The 21,374-nt window shown below is 66.8% G+C and carries 19 protein-coding genes and 1 riboswitch; of the genes, 14 read left to right on the top strand and 5 right to left on the bottom strand.

Features of this window, described 5'->3' with window-relative positions; translation table 11 throughout:
* Window positions 1-78: 78 nt before the first annotated feature.
* The 6 genes from hrcA to DEO45_RS02855 all read left to right on the top strand — a co-directional run bounded on the left by hrcA (window position 79) and on the right by DEO45_RS02855 (window position 7,185).
* Window positions 79-1,149 (top strand): heat-inducible transcriptional repressor HrcA, encoded by a 1,071-nt coding sequence (gene hrcA, locus DEO45_RS02880; RefSeq protein WP_114340817.1) that lies wholly within the window; start codon window positions 79-81, stop codon window positions 1,147-1,149.
* 80 nt (window positions 1,150-1,229) lie between these two features.
* A complete protein-coding gene (gene grpE, locus DEO45_RS02875; protein ID WP_114340816.1) occupies window positions 1,230-1,763 on the top strand; it encodes a nucleotide exchange factor GrpE in 534 nt (177 codons plus the stop codon).
* Between the two features lie 138 nt (window positions 1,764-1,901).
* Window positions 1,902-3,818, top strand: a complete 1,917-nt coding sequence (gene dnaK / locus DEO45_RS02870; RefSeq protein WP_114340815.1) for a molecular chaperone DnaK — start codon at window positions 1,902-1,904, stop codon at window positions 3,816-3,818.
* Window positions 3,819-3,927: 109 nt separating this feature from the next.
* A complete protein-coding gene (gene dnaJ / locus DEO45_RS02865; protein ID WP_114340814.1) occupies window positions 3,928-5,052 on the top strand; it encodes a molecular chaperone DnaJ in 1,125 nt (374 codons plus the stop codon).
* Window positions 5,053-5,109: 57 nt separating this feature from the next.
* Window positions 5,110-5,910, top strand: coding sequence for a 4-hydroxy-tetrahydrodipicolinate reductase (dapB, locus tag DEO45_RS02860; RefSeq protein WP_114340813.1), 801 nt, complete (start codon window positions 5,110-5,112; stop codon window positions 5,908-5,910).
* A gap of 55 nt (window positions 5,911-5,965) precedes the next feature.
* Window positions 5,966-6,082, top strand: a riboswitch (yybP-ykoY riboswitch).
* A gap of 98 nt (window positions 6,083-6,180) precedes the next feature.
* Entirely contained in the window at window positions 6,181-7,185 is a 1,005-nt protein-coding gene (locus DEO45_RS02855) for a sodium:calcium antiporter (protein WP_114340812.1), read from the top strand.
* Between the two features lie 31 nt (window positions 7,186-7,216).
* Here the strand turns inward: DEO45_RS02855 and DEO45_RS02850 are convergent, their stop codons facing one another.
* On the bottom strand, window positions 7,217-7,912 hold the full coding sequence (locus DEO45_RS02850) for a 2OG-Fe(II) oxygenase (RefSeq protein WP_114340811.1): 696 nt from the start codon (window positions 7,910-7,912) through the stop codon (window positions 7,217-7,219).
* A 214-nt stretch (window positions 7,913-8,126) separates the two neighbouring features.
* Here DEO45_RS02850 and carA point away from each other — a divergent pair, with 214 nt between their 5' ends.
* The 3 genes from carA to greA are packed head-to-tail and all read left to right on the top strand — an operon-like array spanning window position 8,127 to window position 12,959.
* Complete coding sequence (gene carA / locus DEO45_RS02845; RefSeq protein ID WP_114340810.1) at window positions 8,127-9,254, top strand: glutamine-hydrolyzing carbamoyl-phosphate synthase small subunit; 1,128 nt, start codon at window positions 8,127-8,129, stop codon at window positions 9,252-9,254.
* 1 nt (window position 9,255) lies between these two features.
* Window positions 9,256-12,483: a carbamoyl-phosphate synthase large subunit gene (gene carB / locus DEO45_RS02840; protein WP_114340809.1), complete on the top strand. Its 3,228-nt coding sequence runs from the start codon at window positions 9,256-9,258 to the stop codon at window positions 12,481-12,483.
* Window positions 12,480-12,959: a transcription elongation factor GreA gene (gene greA / locus DEO45_RS02835; RefSeq protein ID WP_114340808.1), complete on the top strand. Its 480-nt coding sequence runs from the start codon at window positions 12,480-12,482 to the stop codon at window positions 12,957-12,959. The genes carB and greA overlap by 4 nt, the downstream gene beginning before the upstream one ends.
* Before the next feature lie 102 nt (window positions 12,960-13,061).
* Here greA and ykgO read toward each other — a convergent pair whose 3' ends face one another.
* The 4 genes from ykgO to DEO45_RS02815 form a co-directional block, all read right to left on the bottom strand.
* Window positions 13,062-13,187, bottom strand: coding sequence for a type B 50S ribosomal protein L36 (gene ykgO / locus DEO45_RS02830; protein ID WP_007508267.1), 126 nt, complete (start codon window positions 13,185-13,187; stop codon window positions 13,062-13,064).
* A 60-nt stretch (window positions 13,188-13,247) separates the two neighbouring features.
* Window positions 13,248-14,159 (bottom strand): LysR substrate-binding domain-containing protein, encoded by a 912-nt coding sequence (locus DEO45_RS02825; protein WP_114340807.1) that lies wholly within the window; start codon window positions 14,157-14,159, stop codon window positions 13,248-13,250.
* Window positions 14,160-14,417: 258 nt separating this feature from the next.
* Complete coding sequence (locus DEO45_RS02820) at window positions 14,418-16,436, bottom strand: NADPH-dependent 2,4-dienoyl-CoA reductase (protein WP_114340806.1); 2,019 nt, start codon at window positions 16,434-16,436, stop codon at window positions 14,418-14,420.
* A gap of 91 nt (window positions 16,437-16,527) precedes the next feature.
* The gene (locus tag DEO45_RS02815; RefSeq protein WP_114340805.1) at window positions 16,528-16,785 is read right to left on the bottom strand and encodes an acyl-CoA-binding protein; all 258 of its coding nucleotides are present in this window, start codon (window positions 16,783-16,785) and stop codon (window positions 16,528-16,530) included.
* A gap of 111 nt (window positions 16,786-16,896) precedes the next feature.
* On the opposite strand from DEO45_RS02815, the gene cmk reads away from it, so the two are divergent.
* From cmk to lapB, 5 genes are all read left to right on the top strand, one after another.
* A complete protein-coding gene (gene cmk / locus DEO45_RS02810) occupies window positions 16,897-17,577 on the top strand; it encodes a (d)CMP kinase (RefSeq protein ID WP_189339665.1) in 681 nt (226 codons plus the stop codon).
* A 175-nt stretch (window positions 17,578-17,752) separates the two neighbouring features.
* Complete coding sequence (gene rpsA, locus DEO45_RS02805; RefSeq protein WP_114340804.1) at window positions 17,753-19,426, top strand: 30S ribosomal protein S1; 1,674 nt, start codon at window positions 17,753-17,755, stop codon at window positions 19,424-19,426.
* A 77-nt stretch (window positions 19,427-19,503) separates the two neighbouring features.
* Window positions 19,504-19,803, top strand: coding sequence for an integration host factor subunit beta (locus DEO45_RS02800; protein WP_114340803.1), 300 nt, complete (start codon window positions 19,504-19,506; stop codon window positions 19,801-19,803).
* Window positions 19,804-19,959: 156 nt separating this feature from the next.
* A complete protein-coding gene (locus DEO45_RS02795; RefSeq protein WP_114340802.1) occupies window positions 19,960-20,205 on the top strand; it encodes a lipopolysaccharide assembly protein LapA domain-containing protein in 246 nt (81 codons plus the stop codon).
* Window positions 20,202-21,374, top strand: coding sequence for a lipopolysaccharide assembly protein LapB (gene lapB / locus DEO45_RS02790; RefSeq protein WP_114340801.1), 1,173 nt, complete (start codon window positions 20,202-20,204; stop codon window positions 21,372-21,374). Before DEO45_RS02795 ends, lapB begins: the two co-directional genes overlap by 4 nt.

Genomic DNA, 21,374 nt, shown 5'->3' with positions numbered 1-21,374 from the left:
GCACGCAGAGCACGTTTCACTTGCAAGCCGCGCGCGCAGACCTTATTTCTGTCGGGTCTCAAGGACCGCTACAGACGCATGATCAATCCGCATGGCCACGACCTCGACGCCCGCGCCCGCCGCCTGTTGCGCACGCTGATCGCCCAATACCTGGTCGATGGCGAGCCGGTCGGCTCGCGCACGCTGTCGCGTTCATCCGGTCTGGACGTGAGTCCGGCCACGATCCGCAACATCATGGCCGACCTGGAGGACGCCGGCCTGGTCGCCTCGCCGCATACCTCGGCCGGCCGCGTGCCCACGCCGCGCGGCCTGCGCCTGTTCGTCGACAGCCTGATCGAGTTGCAGCCGCTGCCGCGCGCGGAGATGGCCCGCCTGCAGCGCGAACTGCCGCCGGGGCCGACCACCACGCGCGACCTGCTCGGCAACGTGTCCACCCTGCTGTCGGCGATGACCCATTTCGCCGGTGTGGTCACGGTGCCGCGCCAGGCCGATTTCCCGTTGCGGCACATCGATTTCGTGGCGCTGCCGGATGCGCGGGTGCTGGTGATCCTGGTGTTCAGCGACAACCAGGTGCAGAACCGCATCGTGCAACTGGCCCGGTCGCTCGACGGCCGCGAGCTGGAGCAGGCGGCGAACTACCTGAACAGCCACTTCGCCGGCCTGCGCGTGGACGACATCCGCGCCGGTCTGCTGGCCGAGGTGCGCAGGGCCGGCAGCGAGCTGAACCAGCTGCTGGCCAGCACGGTCGAACTGGCTACCGCCTCGTTCGCACCGCCGGCCAACGGCCCGGGCGGACCGGACGTGCTGGTCAGCGGGCAGACCAACCTGATGGGCTACTCCGAGCTGGCCGACCTGCAGCGACTGCGCGACCTGTTCGAGGCGTTCCAGCAGAAAAACCAGCTGCTGCAGTTGATGGAAGTCTGCGCCCGGGCGCCGGGCGTACGGCTGTTCATCGGCGAGGAATCCGGCTTCACCGCCCTCGACGGCTGCAGCGTGGTCACCGCCAGCTACGGCGCGCAGGGGCGCGTACTCGGCGCGGTCGGCGTGATCGGCCCGACCCGGATGGCCTACGAGCGGGTGATCCCGGTGGTGCAGGCCACCGCCGGATTGCTCAGCGACGCCTTGAATCGCGCCGCCACGACCCTATAACCGCAGCGGGAGGCGGTTTTTTCGCAAATCGGGACGGTCGGACTCGCTGCCGGCCATGAACTTTCCTTTTGGAGTGATGCATGCAGAACAACGATCCGCAGTCGCCGGGCGAGGCGCCGGTCCGGGGCCAGCCCACCGAGTCGACGACTACCGAGCTGCAGAACCTGCAGGCGCGCATGGCCGAGCTGGAGGCGAGCAATGCCGAGTTGCGCGAGACCGTGCTGCGCGAAAAGGCCGAGCTGGAGAACCAGCGCCGCCGCCTGCATCGTGACCTGGAGCAGGCCCGCCGCTTCGCCAACGAGAAGCTGCTGAGCGAACTGCTGCCGGTATATGACGGGCTGGAAAGCGGGCTGAACATCGAGGGCGGCGACGTGGCGTCGATCCGCGAAGGCCTTGGCCTCACGCTGAAAGCGTTGCTGAAGGTAGCCGAGAGCCATGGCATGTCGCAGGTCGATCCGCTGGGCCAGCCGCTGGATCCGGAGCGTCACCACGCCGTGAGCATGGTCGAGGCGCCGGGCCAGGCGCCGGGTACCGTGGTCAATGTGCTGCAGAAAGGCTACGTGCTGAATGACCGTCTGCTGCGTCCGGCGCTGGTCGCGGTAGCCAAGGACTGAAGCGCCGAACCGGAGCGCCGGTTGCCGCGCAGGAAATCATATAGGGAGGCCTTGCCGGCATTGAATCGTCCGGGCAGACCCCCATCTGGAAACCATCGCGGCCGCGGGGGCCGCAAGAAAAATTCGGAGAGCACAAACATGGGCAAGATCATCGGCATCGACCTGGGCACGACCAACTCCTGCGTGTCCGTGATGGACGGCAGCACGACCAAGGTCATCGAGAACTCGGAAGGCGATCGCACCACGCCATCCATCGTCGCCTTCACCAAGGACGGCGAAGTGCTGGTGGGCGCCTCGGCCAAGCGCCAGAGTGTGACCAACCCGAAGAACACCTTCTATGCGGTGAAGCGCCTGATCGGCCGCAAGTTCACCGATGCCGAGGTGCAGAAAGACCTGCACATCGTTCCCTATGGCGTGATCGCCCACGACAACGGCGACGCCTGGGTGCAAACCTCCGACGGCAAGAAGATGGCACCGCAGGAGATCTCCGCCAAGGTGCTGATGAAGATGAAAAAGACCGCCGAGGACTACCTCGGCGAGACGATCACCGAGGCGGTGATCACGGTGCCTGCGTACTTCAACGACAGCCAGCGCCAGGCGACCAAGGACGCCGGCAAGATCGCCGGGCTGGAAGTGAAGCGCATCATCAACGAGCCGACCGCGGCCGCGCTGGCCTATGGCCTGGACAAGAAGGGCGGCGACCGCAAGATCGCGGTGTACGACCTCGGCGGCGGCACCTTCGACGTGTCGATCATCGAGATCGCCGAAGTCGACGGCGAGAAGCAGTTCGAAGTGCTGGCCACCAACGGCGACACCTTCCTCGGCGGCGAGGACTTCGACATGCGCGTCATCGACTATCTGGTCGAGGAGTTCCAGAAGGAGCAGGGCATCGACCTGCGCAAGGACCCGCTCGCTCTGCAGCGCCTGAAGGACGCCGCCGAGCGCGCCAAGATCGAGCTGTCCTCGAACCACCAGACCGACGTGAACCTGCCGTACGTGACGGCCGACGCGTCCGGCCCGAAGCATCTGAACATCAAGCTGACCCGGGCCAAGCTCGAGGCGCTGGTGGAAGACCTGGTCAAGCGCACCATCGAGCCGTGTCGTACCGCGCTGAACGACGCCGGCCTGCGCGTGGCCGACATCGACGACGTGATCCTGGTCGGCGGCCAGACCCGCATGCCCAAGGTGCAGGAAGCGGTGAAGGACTTCTTCGGCAAGGAGCCGCGCAAGGACGTCAACCCGGACGAAGCCGTCGCCGTGGGCGCGGCGATCCAGGGCGGCGTGCTGGGCGGTTCGGTCAAGGACGTGCTGCTGCTCGACGTCACCCCGCTGTCGCTGGGCATCGAGACGATGGGTGGCGTGATGACCAAGCTGATCGAGAAGAACACCACCGTGCCGACCAAGGCCTCGCAGACCTTCTCCACCGCCGACGACAACCAGACCGCGGTGACCGTGCACGTGCTGCAGGGCGAGCGCGAGCGCGCCAGCGCGAACAAGTCGCTGGGCAAGTTCGACCTGCAGGGCATCGAGCCGGCGCCGCGCGGCATGCCGCAGATCGAGGTCACCTTCGACATCGACGCGAACGGCATCCTGCACGTGTCGGCCAAGGACAAGAAAACCGGCAAGGAACAGAAGATCGAGATCAAGGCCGGCTCGGGCCTGTCCGAGGAAGAAATCGCGCGGATGGTCGCCGACGCCGAAGCGAACAAGGAAGAGGACAAGAAGTTCCACGAACTGGTCGCCACCCGCAACAAGGCCGACCAGCTGGTGCACGCCACCCGCAGCGCGCTGAAGGAGCACGGTGGCAAGGTGCCGGCCGACCAGCTCAGCAGCATCGAAGGCGCATTGTCGGACCTGGAGAAGGCGAAGGACGGCGACGACAAGGCGGCGATCGAGGCCAAGGTCGGCAAGCTGGAGCAGGTGGCGCAGGCGCTGTACGCGGCCGCGCAGGGCGGCCCGGCCGATGCCGGCGCGCAGTCCGCACCGGGCGGTTCGGCCCAGCCGGACGACGTGGTCGACGCCGAGTTCACCGAAGTGAAGGACAACAAGCAATAATCGGCACCGTCTTCGGCACGGCCGACTGACCAGCCCGCGCCAGGCATCCTCCCGGCGCGGGCTGTTTTGCTGATCGGGAAAGGGTGTGACAAGCAGTGTGGATGCATGAATGAGCAAGCGTGACTACTACGAGGTGCTGGGTGTCGAACGCAGCGTCAGCGAGATCGAACTGAAGAAATCCTTCCGTCGGCTGGCGATGAAATACCATCCGGACCGTTGCCCGGACGACCCCACCGCGCAGGAGAAATTCAAGGAGGCCAAGGAGGCCTACGAAGTGCTGTCCGACGCGCAGAAGCGCGGGATGTACGACCAGCACGGCCATGCCGCCTTCGAGCAGGGCATGGGCGGGCGCGGCGGGGCGGGCTTCGGCGATGTCGGCGACATCTTCGGCGACATTTTCGGCGATATCTTCGGCAGGGGCGGCGGTCGCGGGCGTCCGCGTCGCGGCGCCGACCTGCGCTATGTGATGGAGCTGGATCTGGAGGAGGCCGTGTTCGGCGTCAGCCGGCAGATCGAGGTGCCTACCCAGGTCAACTGTCACCACTGCAACGGCAGCGGCTCGGAGGACGGCAAGGTCAGCAAGTGCAAGACCTGCAATGGCCACGGCCAGGTGCGCATGCAGAATGGCATCTTCTCGATCCAGCAGGCTTGCCCGCATTGCGGCGGCAGCGGCCAGGCGATCGAGAAGCCGTGCAGGAAATGCCATGGCGAGGGCCGCCTCGAGGAGACCCGCACGCTGTCGGTGCAGATCCCCGAAGGCGTCGACAACGGCGATCGCATCCGCCTGACCGGACAGGGCGAAGCCGGCCCGGCCGGTACGCCGGCCGGCGACCTTTACGTGGAAGTGCACGTGCGCGAGCACGCGATCTTCCAGCGTGACGGCAACGACCTGTATTGCGAACTGCCGATCCGTTTTTCGCAGGCTGCACTCGGTGCGGAATTGCCGGTGCCGACGCTGGAAGGCGAGGTGCCGGTCAGCATTCCATCCGAAACGCAGACCGGCACCCAGTTCCGCCTGCGTGGCCGCGGCGTGAAGTCGGTGCGCAGCAGCCGCCACGGCGACCTGATCTGCCGCGTCGTGGTGGAGACGCCGGTGCGCCTGACGAAGCAGCAGCGCGAGCTGCTCGAGTCGCTCGAAGCCACCTTCGACAACAGCGACGCCGGCAAGCACACGCCGCGAGCCAAGGGCTGGGTCGACGGCGTGAAGAAGTTCTGGTCGAAGGTCACCACCTGAGACCGCGAACACACGCGCTAGCATGTGCCGACCGATGTTTTTGACTGGAGCGCGCCGATGATCCGCCCCCTACGCCTCGCCATCAGCGGCGCTTCCGGCCGCATGGGCCATGCGCTGCTGACCCTGCTCGACGACGACGCGCGCTTCGAACTGGTGCATGCGGCGGTGGCGCCGGGTTCGGTCCACGACGGCCGGCCCGTGTTTGCCGGCATCGCGGATTCGCCGCGTTATGCGCACGACTGGAGCCAGGCGCCCCAGGTCGACGTGGTCGTCGACTTCAGCGGGCCGGCCGGATTGGCGCTGGCGCTCGACCACTGCCTGGCGCACGGTATCGCCCTGGTCAGCGGCACCACCGGCATCGAGGCGGCGCTGGAGGCAAGGCTTGCCGATGCCGGCAAGCACATCGCGCTCCTGCGTGCGGCCAATTTCAGCCTCGGCGTGGCGGTACTGACGCGTTTGCTGCGCGAGGCATCGGCGGTGTTGCCGGCGTGGGACCTGGAGATCGTCGAGGCGCACCACGGCCGCAAGCAGGATGCGCCCTCGGGCACCGCGCTGGCGCTCGGCCGCGCTGCCGCCGAGGCACGCCAGACCACGCTGGAGACAACCGCGGTGTATTGCCGTGAGGGCCGCACCGGCGAACGGGTCGGGGGCGCCATCGGTTTCGCGGTGGTGCGCGGCGGCGACATCGTCGGCGAACACACAGCCATGCTGATCGGGCAGGGCGAGCGGCTGGAGCTGACCCATCGCGCCACCGATCGCTCGATCTTTGCGCGCGGCGCCCTGCAGGCGGCGCATTGGCTGGCCGGCCGCAGCGCCGGGCATTGGCAGCTCGAGGACGTGATCGCCGGCCCGCGCTGAAACGGGGCCGCTGCCTCGCCGGCTTGTCACGCCCGGGAGCCGCCGCTACCATCGGCGGCCTGTCATTGGGGAGTAGCCAGCCTCGTCCCCAGAGGCGTTCGCATCAACAGACTTGGCCGCCGCGTTTGCGGCGCCATGGTGCGGACAGCAGCCGCCACCGTCCGGTGCGGCCATGCCCGGCGAGACCTTTGGCCAGCGACACGCTTACCCGGCCGGGCGAGCGGTGCCGTTGCGCCATCGGTTCCTTCGCTCGCCCGGCCCGTGCATCCCATGTTGCTTACCATCTGTCTGTTCCTCGGTTCGGCCGGTGCGATCTATCTGGCCTGCGAGTACTTCGTCAACGGCGTCGAATGGTTCGGCCGCCGGCTGAAGCTGGGTGCCACCGCGACCGGCACGGTGCTGGCGGCGTTCGGTACCGCGCTGCCCGAAAGCGCGGTGACCTTCGTCGCGGTGGTGTTCGGCAAGACGCCCGGCGCGCGCGACATCGGCGTGGGCGCCGCGATGGGCGGCCCGCTGGTGCTGGCCACGATCGCCTACGCAGTGGTGGGCATCGCGCTCTGGTGCAATCGGGATCGGCTGCGCCGGACCGATGTGCTGGTACGGGTCGATCATCGACGGCTGGCGCGCGACCAGTCGTGGTTTCTGGCGATCTTCGCGGTCAAGGTCGGCCTGGGCCTGGTCGCATTTGCGTTCAAGCCCCTGCTGGGCGTGCTGTTCCTGGTGGCCTACGCGCTGTACGTGTGGCGCGAGATGCGCAGCGACGACAGCGCGCCGGACGACGAGACGCTGGAGCCGCTGAAATTCCGCCCGGGCGATGCCGACCCGGCCCTGCGCTGGGTGGCGGCGCAGACGGTGGCGGCGCTGGTGGTGATCGCGGCCGCCTCGCGGGTGTTCGTCAGCCAGCTGGAAGCGATCGGCGTGGCGTTAGCACTGCCGCCGCACCTGGTCGCGCTGCTGTTGAGCCCGGTGGCGACGGAATTGCCGGAAACCCTCAACGCGCTGATCTGGGTGCGCCAGGGCAAGGAGCGCCTGGCGCTGGCCAACATCTCCGGCGCCATGATGATCCAGGCGACCATTCCCAGTTCGCTGGCGATCTTCGCCACGCCGTGGCTGTTCGACACGCCGCTGATCGTGGCCGGCGTGCTGACCGCCGTGGCCATCGTCTACCTGTGGTGGCTGTTTCACCGCGGCCGTGTCGACGCGCGTTCGCTGTTGCCGGCCGGTCTGCTGTATGGCGTGTTCGCGGTGTTCGTGGCCTGGCATTTCGCCGGTTAGCGCGGCCGGCGGCAGTCGACGGCTCGATGGGTCAGTCGGGGTGCGAGGCGTTGCGGTCGCGGCCGGCGCCAAACCGGGTGTCCAGCTTGCCGAACAGTTTCTTGAACGCACGCGAGAATTTGCCGCGCTTCGTCTTGCGCAGTTTTTCCTCCTCGCTGGTGAGCCACGCAACCTGGATCACCCGCCGCTCGCCTTCGTAGGGCAGGTGGCCGTGGAAGGAGTTCTCGCAGCGCTTGAACACGGCGAACTCGCCGTACAGCGGGATCAGCTCCGGCGCCGCGATGCTGTCGATGTCGTCGATCCGGTGCAGGAACCGCAGGCAGCCGTCGCTGGTGTCGGGCCACCGCGTGTTCAGGTAGATCAGCGCGGTGGCGACCTTGGATCGGCTGTCGGTGTGGATGGTGCCATGCCGCTTGTTCAGCAGGCGGCACAGCGTCACCAGCGTCGGGTATTGGCCGAGGTCGTCGATGCCCAGTCGTTGCCCGATGGCCTGTGCGAACGCCGGCGAGGTCATGTTCTCGATCAGCGCATTGATGCTCGGCCCGCAGTCGTCCGGGTCGTACGGGAAGAAGCCGGCGCTGGTGTAGCGGGGGAAATCGCGTTCCAGGTCGTCACGCACGTCGTCCGGCAGCTGGCCGTGGGCCATCATGAACGGGAAGGGCTGGTGCTGAACCGTGGTGTCCGGGCGATCGAGGCGTGCGGGATCGAGCAGAACGGCAGCACTCATGGGACATCGGACTCCATCGAAAAGTGGCCTAGTGTAGCGCTGGCAGATCGACCCGGAAGGGTGGGGCCTCGCAGGATTCATGTCCGTGAGGTGGACAGAAACGGCGTTGCCGCATACAATTTCCACCCGCCCAGATCCTTTCCTCCCCAAGCTCCACAAGCCGGCAATCGTGCGGCTTGCGGACTTTGCTGCATCCAAAAGGCGGTTACCCCATATGCCTATTCCTGCCCTGCTGGCCCTCGAAGACGGCAGTGTGTTTCATGGTCATGCCCCTGGCGCGGTCGGTGAAACCGTCGGCGAGGTGGTCTTCAACACCGCGATGACCGGCTACCAGGAGATCCTTACCGATCCTTCGTACAGCCGGCAGATCGTCACCCTGACTTATCCGCACATTGGCAACACCGGCGTCAACGCCGAAGATGCCGAGTCCACTGCGGTGCACGCCGCCGGCCTGATCGTGCGCGACGTGCCGCGCCTGGCCAGCAACTGGCGCAGCAGCGAAAGCCTGCCGGACTACCTGAGGCGCCACGGCATCGTCGCCATCGCCGGCATCGATACCCGTCGGCTTACCCGCATCCTGCGCGACAAGGGCGCGCTGGCAGGCTGCATCGCGGCTGGCGAGCAGGTGGATGCCGACGTGGCGCTGGCCAGGGCGCGTGCGTTCCCCGGCCTCAACGGCATGGACCTGGCGAAGATGGTCAGTACGGCCAAGCCGTACCGCTGGACCGAAGGCAGCTACGACCTGGATCGCACCGCCTTCAACCAGCCGCGCGGACGCTTCAAGGTGATGGCCTACGATTTCGGCACCAAACTCAACATCCTGCGCCTGCTGGCCGAACAGGGCTGCGACATCACCGTGGTACCGGCGCAGACGCCCGCCGCCGAGGTGCTGGCCATGAAACCCGATGGCGTGTTCCTGTCCAACGGCCCGGGCGATCCGGCGGCGTGCGACTACGCCATCGAAGCCACCAGGCAACTCCTCGATGCGAAGGTTCCGCTGTTCGGCATCTGCCTCGGCCACCAGCTGATGGGCCTGGCGCTGGGCGGCAGGACGCTGAAGATGAAGTTCGGCCACCATGGCGCGAACCATCCGGTGAAGGACCTGGACGACGGCCGCGTGCTGATCACCAGCCAGAACCACGGCTTTGCGGTGGATCCGGCCACGCTGCCGGCGAACGTGCGCGTCACCCATACCTCGCTGTTCGACGGCTCGCTGCAGGGCTTCGCGCTCACCGACCGTCCGGCGTTCTGTTTCCAGGGCCACCCGGAAGCATCTCCCGGCCCCCACGACATCGGTTACTTGTTCGACCGGTTTGCCAAGCTGATGCAGGAGGCCCGCTGAGATGGCCAAGCGTAACGATATCAAGAGCATCCTCATCATCGGCGCCGGCCCGATCGTGATCGGCCAGGCCTGCGAGTTCGACTACTCCGGCGCGCAGGCCTGCAAGGCGTTGAAGGAAGAGGGCTACCGGGTGATCCTGGTGAACTCCAACCCCGCCACGATCATGACCGATCCGGAGACCGCCGACGCGGTCTACATCGAGCCGATCAACTGGCGGACGGTGGAGCGCATCATTGCCAAGGAGCGCCCCGACGCGGTGCTGCCCACGATGGGCGGCCAGACCGGCCTCAACTGCGCGCTCGACCTGGCCGACCACGGCGTACTGGAAAAGTACGGCGTCGAACTGATCGGCGCCAAGCGCGATGCCATCCGCATGGCCGAGGATCGCGAACTGTTCCGTCTGGCGATGGCCGAGATCGGGCTGGAGTGCCCCAAGGCCGAGGTCGCCAGGTCGTTCGAGCAGGCGGTGGAGATCCAGGCCAAGGTGGGTTTCCCGACCATCATTCGCCCCAGCTTCACGCTCGGCGGTTCCGGCGGCGGCATCGCCTACAACGTCGAGGAGTTCGAGGAGATCGTCAAGCGCGGCCTCGACCTCTCGCCGGTGCACGAGGTGCTGGTGGAGGAGTCGGTGCTGGGCTGGAAGGAGTTCGAGATGGAGGTGGTCCGTGACACCGCGGACAACTGCATCATCGTCTGCTCGATCGAGAATCTCGACCCGATGGGCGTGCACACCGGCGACTCGATCACGGTGGCGCCGGCGCAGACGCTCACCGACAAGGAATACCAGCGCCTGCGCGACGCCTCGATCGCCGTGCTGCGCAAGATCGGCGTGGATACCGGCGGCTCCAACGTGCAGTTCGGCATCAATGCCGAGGACGGCCGCGTGGTGGTGATCGAGATGAACCCGCGCGTGTCGCGCTCGTCGGCGCTGGCCTCGAAGGCCACCGGCTTCCCGATCGCCAAGATCGCCGCCAAGCTGGCCGTCGGCTACACGCTGGACGAACTGAAGAACGACATCACCGGCGGCCTCACCCCGGCCTCGTTCGAGCCGACCATCGACTACGTGGTCACCAAGATCCCGCGCTTCGCCTTCGAGAAGTTCCCGGCCGCCGACGCGCGCCTCACCACCCAGATGAAGTCGGTGGGCGAGGTGATGGCGATCGGCCGAAGCTTCCACGAGTCGCTGCAGAAGGCGCTGCGCGGGCTGGAGATCGGCAAGACCGGCCTCAACCCGACCGGGCTGGACATCAGTACCGAGGCGGGCCTGGCCACGCTCAAGCGCGAGCTGCGCGAGCCGCGGCCGGACCGCGTGTTCCATCTCGCCGATGCCTTCCGGGCGGGGCTCACGCTGGAGGAGGTGTACGGCCTCAGCCGCGTCGACCCCTGGTTCCTCGCCGCATTCGAGGACATCGTGCTGACCGAGAAGGAAGTGCAGGCGCAGGGCGTCGCCGCGCTCGACGCGCCGCGCATGCGCGAGCTCAAGCGCATGGGCTTCGCCGACGCGCGTATCGCCGAACTGACCGGCTCCGACGAAGCCGCCATGCGCCACCTGCGCCGAACCCTGGGTGTGCGCCCGGTGTACAAGCGCGTGGATTCCTGCGCGGCCGAGTTCGCCACCACCACCGCCTACATGTACTCGACGTACGAGGAAGAGTGCGAGGCGAACCCGACCGACCGCGAGAAGATCATCGTGCTCGGCGGCGGCCCGAACCGCATCGGCCAGGGCATCGAGTTCGACTACTGCTGCGTGCACGCCGCGCTGGCGCTGCGCGAGGATGGTTATGAAACCATCATGGTCAACTGCAACCCGGAAACGGTCTCCACCGACTACGACACCTCCGACCGGCTGTACTTCGAGCCGCTGACGCTGGAGGACGTGCTGGAAATCGTCGACCTGGAGAAACCCAAGGGCGTGATCGTGCAGTACGGCGGGCAGACCCCGCTGAAGCTGGCGCGCGCGCTGGAAGCGGCCGGTGCGCCGATCATCGGCACTTCGCCCGATTCCATCGACCTGGCCGAGGACCGCGAGCGCTTCCAGCAGATGATCGTGAAGCTGGGCCTGCGCCAGCCGCCGAACCGCACCGCGCGCAACGCCGACGAGGCGCTGGCGCTGGCGCGCGAGATCGGCTATCCGCTGGTGGTGCGCCCCAGCTACGTGCTGGGCGGCCGCGCGATGGAGGTGGTCTACGACGATGCCGACCTTTCGCGCTACATCCGCGAGGCGGTGCAGGTATCCAACGATTCGCCGGTGCTGCTCGACCGCTTCCTCGACCATGCGGTGGAGGTCGACGTGGACGTCATCGCGGACGCCGGCGGCAACGTGCTGATCGGCGGCATCATGGAGCACATCGAGGAGGCCGGCGTGCATTCGGGCGACTCGTCCTGTTCGCTGCCGCCGTATTCGCTGACCGCCGAAGTGCAGGATGAGATGCGCAGCCAGGTCGCCGCGATGGCGAGGGAGCTGAAGGTCATCGGCCTGATGAACACCCAGTTCGCGATCCAGGGCGACACCGTGTTCATCCTCGAAGTGAATCCGCGCGCCTCGCGCACGGTGCCGTTCGTGTCCAAGGCCACCGGCGTGCCGCTGGCGAAGATCGCCGCGCGCGCGATGGCCGGCAAATCGCTGGCCGAGCAGGGCGCTACCCGCGAGGTGATTCCGTCGTACTTCTCGGTGAAGGAGGCGATCTTCCCGTTCCTGAAGTTCCAGAACGTCGACCCCATCCTTGGCCCGGAGATGCGCTCCACCGGCGAGGTGATGGGCGTGGGCCGCAGCTTTGGCGCCGCGTTCGCGCGCGGCCACGAGGCCGCCGGCATCAAGACTCCGCCGAAGGGCAAGGTGTTCGTGTCGGTGCGCGACGCCGACAAGGACCGCCTGCTGCCGGTGGCGCAGGAGGTGCTGAAGCGCGGTTTCAGCCTCGTCGCCACCTCCGGGACCGCTGCGTACCTTGCGGCGCATGGCGTGGTCTGCGAACGCATCAACAAGGTGATCGAGGGCCGCCCGCACATCGTCGACCTGATCAAGAACGGCGAGATCGTCTATATCGTCAACACCACCGAGGGCAAGCAGGCGATCGCGGATTCGTTCTCGATCCGGCGCGAGGCGCTGCAGCAGCGCGTCACCTATTCCACCACCGTCGCGGGTGCGCGCGCGCTGGTCCATTCGCTGGATTTCCACGGCAGCGAGGACGTGCACAGCCTGCAGGAACTGCACAAGGAGCTGAACGCATGAGCGCTCGCGCCCCCATCACCAAGGTCGGTTCGGAGCGCCTGCGCGCCGAGTTGGAGCGCCTGAAGTCGGCGGATCGCCCGCGCATCATCGCGGCGATCGCCGAGGCCCGTGCGCATGGCGACCTGAAGGAGAATGCGGAATACCACGCCGCGCGCGAACTGCAGAGCTTCACCGAGGGGCGCATCGCCCAGCTGGAGGCCCTGCTGTCGACCGCCGAGGTGATCGACGTCGCCCAGCTCAAGCCGGGCGGTCGCGTGGTGTTCGGCGCCACGGTCGATCTGGAGGACGAGGATAGCGGCGCGGCGGTGACCTATCAGATCGTCGGCGACCTGGAGGCGGACATCAAGCAGCGGCTGATCGCCGTGTCCTCGCCGATTGCCCGTGCGCTGATCGGAAAAAGCGCCGGCGACAGCTTCGAATTCACCGCACCGAATGGCGTCAAGCACTACGAGATCGTCGGCGTTAGATACGAGTGAACGGAAGCCGTGGCATCCGGCGGAGTCGCCGCCGGATCGGGATCGACACCCACAAAAAAGGCCGCTTGCGCGGCCTTTTTCAGTGACGCCGTCAGGCCTGATTCAGCGCTGACGGGCCTTGAAACGCGGGTTGCTCTTGCAGATCACGAACACCTTGCCGCGACGGCGCACAACCTTGCAGTCGCGATGCCGCGCCTTGGCGGACTTCAAAGAGTTAAGCACCTTCACGGCCAGCTCCTGACACAAAGAAAAATGTAAGCACGCAAGTGTAACGAGTCCAATGACTTATCACAAGCCTGGCGCGACGGCCGTTTCTGCCACCGTGGCCAGAAACTGCTGCAGGGCGGGGGAGTGGTCATCGGCGCGGCAGGCCACGGCCAGCAACAGGAAGGCACCGGGGTCTTCCAGCGGCACGTAGCAGACGCCCGCCAGGCGTACCGCGCGCATGCTGGCCGGCACCAGGGCCAGCCCCAGGCCGGCGGCGACCAGGGCCAGCAGGCCGTTGATCTGTTGCGCGTGCTGGATGATCTCCGGCCGGAAGCCGGCGCGGGTCGCCAGTTCCACCAGCCGGTCGTAGAGCGTGGCGGCCAGTTCGCGCGGTTGCGACACAAAGGCGTCGCCAGCCACCTCCGCCAGGCGCAGGCTGCTGCGGCTGGCCAGGGGGTGGCCCACAGGCAGCGCGAGCAGCAGCGGCTCGCGATCGATCACGCTGAGCCGCAGGCTGCGGACATCCTGTGCATGGAGCGGTTCGTCACGAACGAAGCCGACGTCGATCTGGCGGGCCAGCAGGGCGGCGAACTGCGGCTCGGTGTACATCTCGCTAAGTTGCAGGCGTACGTTGGGCGCGATCTGGCCGAAGCGCAGCAGGGCCTGCGGCAACGCCGGATGGAACGAGACCGAGACGGTGTAGGCCAGCCGCAGCTGGCCGCTATAGCCGGCTGCCGCGGCCATCACCTGGCTGCGGGCCTCGTCGACCTTGGCCAGGATCTGCCGTGCCTGTTCCAGAAAGACCCTGCCCGGTTCGGTCAGGGCCACGCTGCGTTTGGTACGTTCCAGCAGACGCACGCCCAGGTCCTGTTCCAGCGACTGGATCTGCTGCGACAGTGGCGGCTGCGACAGGTGCAGGCGCAGCGCCGCCCGGGTGAAGCTCAGCTCCTCGGCGACGGCGACGAAATAGCGCAACTGGCGGAGATCGAACATATAGCGATATGAAATTAATAGTGATCTAAATATATATTAGATACTTTATTGCGTCGATCATAAAATGCCCCCGTCCCGCCACTTCCCCTCCCTCCCCCTAGTGGCGGCGGCCTCGCCCCGCAGCGACGCTAAATACGACATCTGGTTCAACTCCCCCCCTGAACCCATGTCGATGCGTCTTCCCTGCGGGGCGCTTTCTTCTCCGCGACCGATGCCGCTGCCCCATGGCAGCGGCATCGGCGTTTCCGCAGCCGCAAGCTATATCGCGCTGGCCAATCGCGTGCCCTGGTCGATAGCGCGCTTCGCGTCCAGCTCGGCGGCCACGTCGGCGCCGCCGATCACGTGCACCTTCATGCCGGCAGCCATCAGTTCGTCGGCAAGACGACGGTTCGGTTCCTGGCCGGCGCAGACCACCACGTGCTCGACCGGCAGGATTTGCGGTTCGCCATCGACGGTGATGTGCAGGCCCTGGTCGTCGAAACGCTCATAGCCGACCTTGCCCAGCATGGTCACCTGCTTCGCCTTGAGCGTGGCGCGATGCACCCAGCCGGTGGTCTTGTTGAGCCGGGCACCGGGGCGGCCCTCGCTGCGCTGGAGCAGCCAGACCTGCCGCGCCGGCGCTTCCGGTTGCGGCGGCTGCAGCCCGCTGCGCTGCCGCAGTTGCATGTCCACGCCCCATTCGCGGGTCCAGCGGGCCACGTCGGTGGTGGGCGACGGCGCATGTTCGACCAGGAACTCGGCCACGTCGAAACCGATGCCGCCGGCGCCGATGATCGCCACCCTGGCGCCTACCGGCTGGTGCCGGGCCAGCACATCGAGATAGCCCAGCACGCGCGGATCGTCGCTGCCGGGAAAGCTCACATGGCGCGGCGTGATGCCGGTGGCGATCACCACCTCGTCATGGCCGCCGGCGCGCAGCGAGGCGGCGTCCGCGACCTGGCCGAGCCGCACGTCGACGCACGTATCCGCCAGACGGTGGCGGAAATAGCGCAGCGTCTCGTGGAACTCCTCCTTGCCAGGGATCTGCTTGGCATAGTTGAACTGGCCGCCGATCTCGCTGGCCTGGTCGATCAGGGTCACCGCGTGGCCGCGCTCGCCCAGCGTGGCGGCGCAGGCCATGCCGGCCGGCCCCGCACCGACCACGGCGATGCGCTTGCGCACGCTGGCCGGTTCGACCTTCAGCTCGGTCTCGTGGCAGGCGCGCGGGTTGACCAGGCAACTGGCGCGCTTGTTCTGGAACACGTGGTCGAGGCAGGCCTGGTTGCAGGCGATGCAGGTGTTGATGCGCTCGCTGCGCCCGGCTTTCGCCTTGTTTGCCCACGCCGGGTCGGCCAGCAGCGGGCGCGCCATCGAGACCATGTCGGCCTCGCCATCGGCGAGGATGCGTTCGGCCACGTCCGGCATGTTGATCCTGTTGGTGGCGACCAGCGGGATCGTCACTTCGCCCTTCAGCTTCTGCGTGACCCAGGCGAAACCGGCGCGCGGCACGCTGGTGACGATGGTCGGTACGCGCGCCTCGTGCCAGCCGATGCCGGTATTGATGATGCTGGCTCCGGCCGCCTCGATCGCCCTGGCCAGGGTGGCGATCTCGTTCCAGTCCTGGCCGCCGTTGACCAGGTCGAGCATCGACAGCCGGTAGATGATGATGAAGTCGCGGCCCACCGCCTCGCGCGTGCGACGCACGATCTCGACCGGAAAGCGCATGCGCCGTGCGGCATCGCCACCCCAGGCGTCGTTGCGCCGGTTGGTGCGCGCGGCGATGAATTCGTTGATCAGGTAACCTTCCGAGCCCATCACCTCGACGCCGTCGTAGCCGGCATCCTGCGCCAGCCGCGCGCAACGCACGAAGTCGCCGATGGTGCGCTCCACGCCTCGCGCGGACAGCGCCCGCGGCGTGAACGGGGTGATCGGCGACCTGATCCTCGATGGCGCCACGGACAGCGGGTGGTAGCCGTAGCGGCCTGCATGCAGGATCTGCATGCAGATGCGCCCGCCCTCGGCGTGCACGGCACCAGTGAGCTTGCGGTGGCGCGGCTTGTGCCAGGGCATCGTGAGGCGCCCACCGAACGGCTTCAGCCAGCCCTCGATGCTGGGCGAAATGCCGCCGGTGACCATCAGACTCACGCCGCCACGGGCACGCTCGGCGAAATACGCAGCCAGTTTGTCGTAGTCGCCGGCCTTGTCTTCCAGTCCGGTGTGCATCGAGCCCATCAGGATGCGGTTGGGCAGGATGACGTGACCCAGGTCCAGCGGGGCAAACAGGTTCGGGTAATTCATGCGATCCCAGGAGACTCAAACGATCGTATGAATGTGCCGGTGTTCAGCGTTTGAAAGCAAGCGCCGCGTGAGTACGGCGGCCACGCCGGGGTCAGGCCAGCAACTGGTGTACCAGTGCGACGTAGCGACGCATGGCTTCTTCCCGGGAGACGCCGCTCAACTGCGCCCAGGCCTCATGCTTGGCCGTGCCGACGAAGTCGAAGAAGCCGGGTTGGGCACGTTTGAGGTCACCCTCCGAGCCCTGCTTGTAGAGCGCGTAGAGCTTCAGCAAGGTGTCGTTGTCAGGGCGCCCGGCCAATCCCTGGATGTCCTTGGCAGCCTGGTCGAACTCGCAGCGAAGGTCGGTCATAGGGCTGATCGGGCATGACTTGCGGGCAGGGAGATCGGCTAGATAGCACGCGTTCCCGGTGGGGTCAACGCGTTAAACTGCCGTTTCCCGCAGCCAGCCCAGGACTCCGCCATGAGCCATGCTCCCGTCGTTCCCGTACTCACCATCGACGGGCCATCGGGGTCGGGCAAGGGCACCATCAGCGCGCTGGTGGCCGAGCGGCTGGGCTGGCGACTGCTTGATTCCGGAGCGCTGTACCGTGCCGTGGGCTATGCCGCCGGCGCGGCGGGGCTGGACCTGTCGGACGTGGAGGCGATGACCCGCTGCGCGCAGGGCACCAGGATCCAGTTCCGCGCGGCCGGCGACGGCGGCGCGACCCGGGTGGTCGTCAACGGGCATGATGCCACCGACGAATTACGTACCGAGACCGCGGGTGCAGCGGCCTCGGCGATCGCTTCGATGCCACCGGTGCGCGAGGCCCTGGTGGCGCTGCAGCTGGGCTTCCGCAAGGCGCCCGGGCTGGTCGCCGACGGGCGTGACATGGGTACGGTGATCTTCCCGGATGCCGCGTACAAGGTTTTCCTCACCGCGAGCGCCGCCGAGCGGGCGAAAAGGCGCTATAAGCAGTTGAAGGAAAAGGGACTCAGCGTTACACTTGCCGGCCTTCAGCGAGAAATTGAGGCGCGTGACAGCCGCGATGCATCACGTGCGGTTGCGCCGCTCAAGCCTGCCGAAGATGCCGTGCTGGTGGATACCACCGGGATGGGCATCGACGAGGTCGTCGCGAAAGTACTTGCCGTCGTGCGGTCCTGAACGGATTGCGCGACGGTTTCTGCGCTCCTGCCGCGGCAGGGGTTTTGACCAACGGTGACGACGGCCGGTTCTGCGGAACCGCCGGAAGGCACCCTCAACCGGTGGACCGGGAAGTTCGTGCGCAACCACAACCCAGCGCAACGGACCCAAGGTCTTTTCCCACTATGGAATCAACATGACTGAAAGTTTTGCCGAACTGTTTGAACAGAGCCAGCAGGCCATCTCCAAGCTGAAGCCCGGCGCCATCGTCACCGGCATCGTTGTGGAAATCCGCAACGACGTCGTCGTGATCAATGCAGGCCTGAAGAGCGAAGGCATTGTCCCGATCGAGCAGTTCAGGAGTGAGGACGGCGTGCTGGAAGTGCAGGTTGGCGACGAGGTGAAGGTAGCCCTCGAAGCCCTGGAAGACGGTTTCGGCGAAACCAAGCTGTCGCGCGAGAAGGCCAAGCGCTCGATGGTGTGGGACGACCTGGAGCAGGCGTTCGACAAGGAAGAGACCATCAAGGGCATGATCTCCGGCAAGGTCAAGGGCGGCTTCACCGTCGACATCAAGGATGTCCGCGCGTTCCTGCCGGGCTCGCTGGTCGACGTGCGCCCGGTGCGCGAGCCGACCTACCTCGAGGGCAAGGAACTCGAGTTCAAGATCATCAAGCTCGACCGCAAGCGCAACAACGTGGTGGTCAGCCGCCGCGCCGTCGTCGAGACCGAGTTCTCCGAGGAGCGCGAGAAGCTGCTGGAGCGCCTGACCGAGGGCGCGGTGGTCAAGGGCACGGTCAAGAACCTCACCGACTACGGCGCGTTCGTGGACCTGGGCGGCATCGACGGCCTGCTGCACATCACCGACATGGCGTGGAAGCGCGTGCGCCATCCGTCCGAAGTCGTCAACGTCGGCGACGAGCTGGACGTGCGCGTGCTGAAGTACGACAAGGAGCGCAACCGCGTTTCGCTGGGCCTCAAGCAGCTGGGCGACGACCCGTGGGTCGCCATCGCCCGCCGCTACCCGGTCGGCAGCCGCCTGTTCGGCAAGGTCTCCAACGTCACCGATTACGGCTGCTTCGTCGAGATCGAGCCGGGCGTCGAGGGCCTGGTCCACGTGTCCGAGATGGACTGGACCAACAAGAACGTCAACCCGGCCAAGGTGGTGCAGGTCGGCGACGAGACCGAAGTGATGGTGCTGGACGTGGATGAAGAGCGTCGCCGCATCTCGCTGGGCATCAAGCAGACGCGCTCCAACCCGTGGGAAGCGTTCGCCGCCATGCACAAGAAGGGCGACAAGGTTTCCGGCCAGATCAAGTCGATCACCGACTTCGGCGTGTTCATCGGCCTGGACGGCGGCATCGACGGCCTGGTGCACCTGTCCGACATCTCCTGGCAGATGTCCGGCGAGGACCTCGTGCGCAACTTCAAGAAGGGCGACGAGATCGAGGCCGTGGTGCTGGCGGTGGATCCGGAGCGCGAGCGCATCAGCCTCGGCATCAAGCAGATGGAGCAGGATCCGTTCGGCCAGTTCATGGCGGCGAATCCGCGCGGCAGCATCGTCAACGGCACCGTCAAGGAAGTCGATGCGAAGGGCGCCGTGATCGACCTGGGCGAGGGCGTGGAGGGTTACCTGCGCGCCAACGACATCGCCAAGGAGCGCATCGACGACGCCACCCAGCACCTGAAGGTGGGCGACAAGGTCGAGGCCAAGTTCACCGGCATGGATCGCAAGGGTCGCCAGCTGGCGCTCTCGATCCGCGCCAAGGACGAGGAAGACGCGCCCGACACGTCGGTGGATTACTCGTCCGCGGCCAGCGGCACGACCAAGCTTGGTGCGCTGCTCAAGGAGCAGTTCAACAAGGCCGACTGATCGTCGACACCAGCCTGACGCGGGGCGGCGGCCAACGCCGTCGCCCCGTTGTTTCATGTCACGGACATTGGGGCCCCATGACTAAATCCGAATTGATCGAGGCGCTCGCCAGGCGCCAGACCCATCTCGCGTTCGCCGATGTGGAGATGGCCGTCAAGAGCGTCATCGAGCAGATGAGCCACGCCCTGGCTCACGGCGAACGCATCGAGGTGCGCGGGTTCGGCAGCTTCGCGCTGCATTACCGGCCACCGCGCATGGGTCGCAACCCGAAGACGGGCGATGCCGTGGCGCTGCCCGGCAAGCATGTACCGCACTTCAAGCCGGGCAAGGAGTTGCGCGAACGGGTCAACATGGACCTGGAGCAGGAGGTCGGCTGACCGACCGCCCAGACTGGACCGAAGGCAGGCGACGCAAGTCGGTCCTGCCTTCTTTTTGCGCGGAATCCGCGATGGCCCTGCAGCGGCATGAATCATCGCCGCATGAACGGATTGCGCCGCCTGTGCCTGTCACGATCAATCGGGTAAAGTCGTGCCATGCGCCCGCTAGCCATCGTCATCCTCGTGATCTTCGTCGCCGCCGGCATCGTGCTCGGGGCGCTCAATGCCGACCTCGTCGACTACGACCTCGCGTTCTTCCGGATGCAATTGCCCAAGGGGGCCGCTCTGCTGGGTGCCATGGTGATCGGCTGGCTGCTGGGCGGGCTTACCGCCTGGGTGGGCGTGAGCACGCGTCAGCGCCGGCAACTGCGGGCAGACCAGAAGTCGCCGCTCACGCCATGAACCACCTGTATGTCCTGGCTGCACTGATTCCGGTCGCGTTCGTCCTGGGTTGGTGGGCCTCCCGCCAGATCGGTGTGCGCCGCTCCGGGGCCGAAGTCAGCGAGTTGTCCTCGGACTATTTCCGCGGCCTCAACTACCTGCTCAACGAGGAGCAGGACAAGGCGATCGAGGTTTTCCTCAAGCTGGCCGAGTACAACCGCGACACGGTCGAGACGCACCTGGCACTGGGCAACCTGTTCCGCCGCCGCGGCGAGGTGGACCGGGCGATCCGGCTGCACCAGCACCTGGTCTCGCGGCCGGGCCTGACCGACGCGATGAAGACGGTGGCCCTGCTCGAGCTGGGCGAGGACTACATGCGCGCCGGCTTGCTGGATCGCGCCGAGGCGCTGTTCTCCGACCTGGTGGCGATGGACGCACATGCGCCGTCGGCGCTGCGCCATCTGATCGCGATCTACCAGCACGAGCGCGACTGGCACAAGGCGATCGAGCATGCCCGGCGGCTCGAGGTGATGACCGGGGAGGAAGAGGCACCGATGATCGCGCAGTTCTACTGCGAGCTGGCCGAACGCTCGCGCCAGCATGGCGCCCGTGCCGAGGCGCGCGACTACCTGCGCCAGGCGTTCGAATGCCAGCCGGACTGCGTACGCGCGTTCATGCTGACCGGCCGCCTGCTGTCCGAGGATGGCCAGCATGCCGAGGCGGTGACCGCCTACGAAGCCGCGATCAATGCCGATATCGCGTTTACCCCGGACATCCTGCCACCGCTGCTCAACAGCTACGCCCGGTCGCAGCAGATGGAGCGCGCCGAGGGTTTCCTGCGCGACATGCTGGGCCGCTACCATGGTGTGTCGCCGGTACTGGCGCTGACCCATCTCTACCGTCAGCGCGACGGCGAGCGGGCGGCCGTCGATTTCCTCACCGCGCAGTTGCGGTTGCGGCCGTCGGTGCGCGGCCTGATGGCCTTGATCGACGCCACCATGGACAAGATCGAGGGCGAGGCGCGCGAAAATTTCCTGATCCTGCGCGACCTGACCCGCAAGCTGCTTGAGGGCCAGGCGATGTATCGCTGCAGCCGTTGCGGCTTCGGCGCCAAGGCGCATCACTGGCAATGCCCGAGCTGCAAGAACTGGAGCACGATCCGCCCGATCCACGGTGTCGCCAGCGAGTGA

Source organism: Rhodanobacter denitrificans (assembly GCF_003335105.1).
GTDB classification, from domain to species: domain Bacteria; phylum Pseudomonadota; class Gammaproteobacteria; order Xanthomonadales; family Rhodanobacteraceae; genus Rhodanobacter; species Rhodanobacter denitrificans_A.
Note: the sequence above shows the minus strand (reverse complement) of the source record. Positions and strands in the feature narration are given on the sequence as shown.

Coding starts and splice junctions, on each gene's coding strand:
- carA (WP_114340810.1), top strand. CDS start 8,127: ATGCCTATTCCTGCCCTGCTGGCCCTCGAAGACGGCAGTGTGTTTCAT.
- DEO45_RS02825 (WP_114340807.1), bottom strand. CDS start 14,159: ATGTTCGATCTCCGCCAGTTGCGCTATTTCGTCGCCGTCGCCGAGGAG.
- hrcA (WP_114340817.1), top strand. CDS start 79: ATGATCAATCCGCATGGCCACGACCTCGACGCCCGCGCCCGCCGCCTG.
- DEO45_RS02795 (WP_114340802.1), top strand. CDS start 19,960: ATGCGCCCGCTAGCCATCGTCATCCTCGTGATCTTCGTCGCCGCCGGC.
- DEO45_RS02855 (WP_114340812.1), top strand. CDS start 6,181: ATGTTGCTTACCATCTGTCTGTTCCTCGGTTCGGCCGGTGCGATCTAT.
- grpE (WP_114340816.1), top strand. CDS start 1,230: ATGCAGAACAACGATCCGCAGTCGCCGGGCGAGGCGCCGGTCCGGGGC.
- dapB (WP_114340813.1), top strand. CDS start 5,110: ATGATCCGCCCCCTACGCCTCGCCATCAGCGGCGCTTCCGGCCGCATG.
- greA (WP_114340808.1), top strand. CDS start 12,480: ATGAGCGCTCGCGCCCCCATCACCAAGGTCGGTTCGGAGCGCCTGCGC.
- DEO45_RS02850 (WP_114340811.1), bottom strand. CDS start 7,912: ATGAGTGCTGCCGTTCTGCTCGATCCCGCACGCCTCGATCGCCCGGAC.
- lapB (WP_114340801.1), top strand. CDS start 20,202: ATGAACCACCTGTATGTCCTGGCTGCACTGATTCCGGTCGCGTTCGTC.
- rpsA (WP_114340804.1), top strand. CDS start 17,753: ATGACTGAAAGTTTTGCCGAACTGTTTGAACAGAGCCAGCAGGCCATC.
- DEO45_RS02800 (WP_114340803.1), top strand. CDS start 19,504: ATGACTAAATCCGAATTGATCGAGGCGCTCGCCAGGCGCCAGACCCAT.
- dnaJ (WP_114340814.1), top strand. CDS start 3,928: ATGAGCAAGCGTGACTACTACGAGGTGCTGGGTGTCGAACGCAGCGTC.
- DEO45_RS02815 (WP_114340805.1), bottom strand. CDS start 16,785: ATGACCGACCTTCGCTGCGAGTTCGACCAGGCTGCCAAGGACATCCAG.
- DEO45_RS02820 (WP_114340806.1), bottom strand. CDS start 16,436: ATGAATTACCCGAACCTGTTTGCCCCGCTGGACCTGGGTCACGTCATC.
- dnaK (WP_114340815.1), top strand. CDS start 1,902: ATGGGCAAGATCATCGGCATCGACCTGGGCACGACCAACTCCTGCGTG.
- carB (WP_114340809.1), top strand. CDS start 9,256: ATGGCCAAGCGTAACGATATCAAGAGCATCCTCATCATCGGCGCCGGC.
- cmk (WP_189339665.1), top strand. CDS start 16,897: ATGAGCCATGCTCCCGTCGTTCCCGTACTCACCATCGACGGGCCATCG.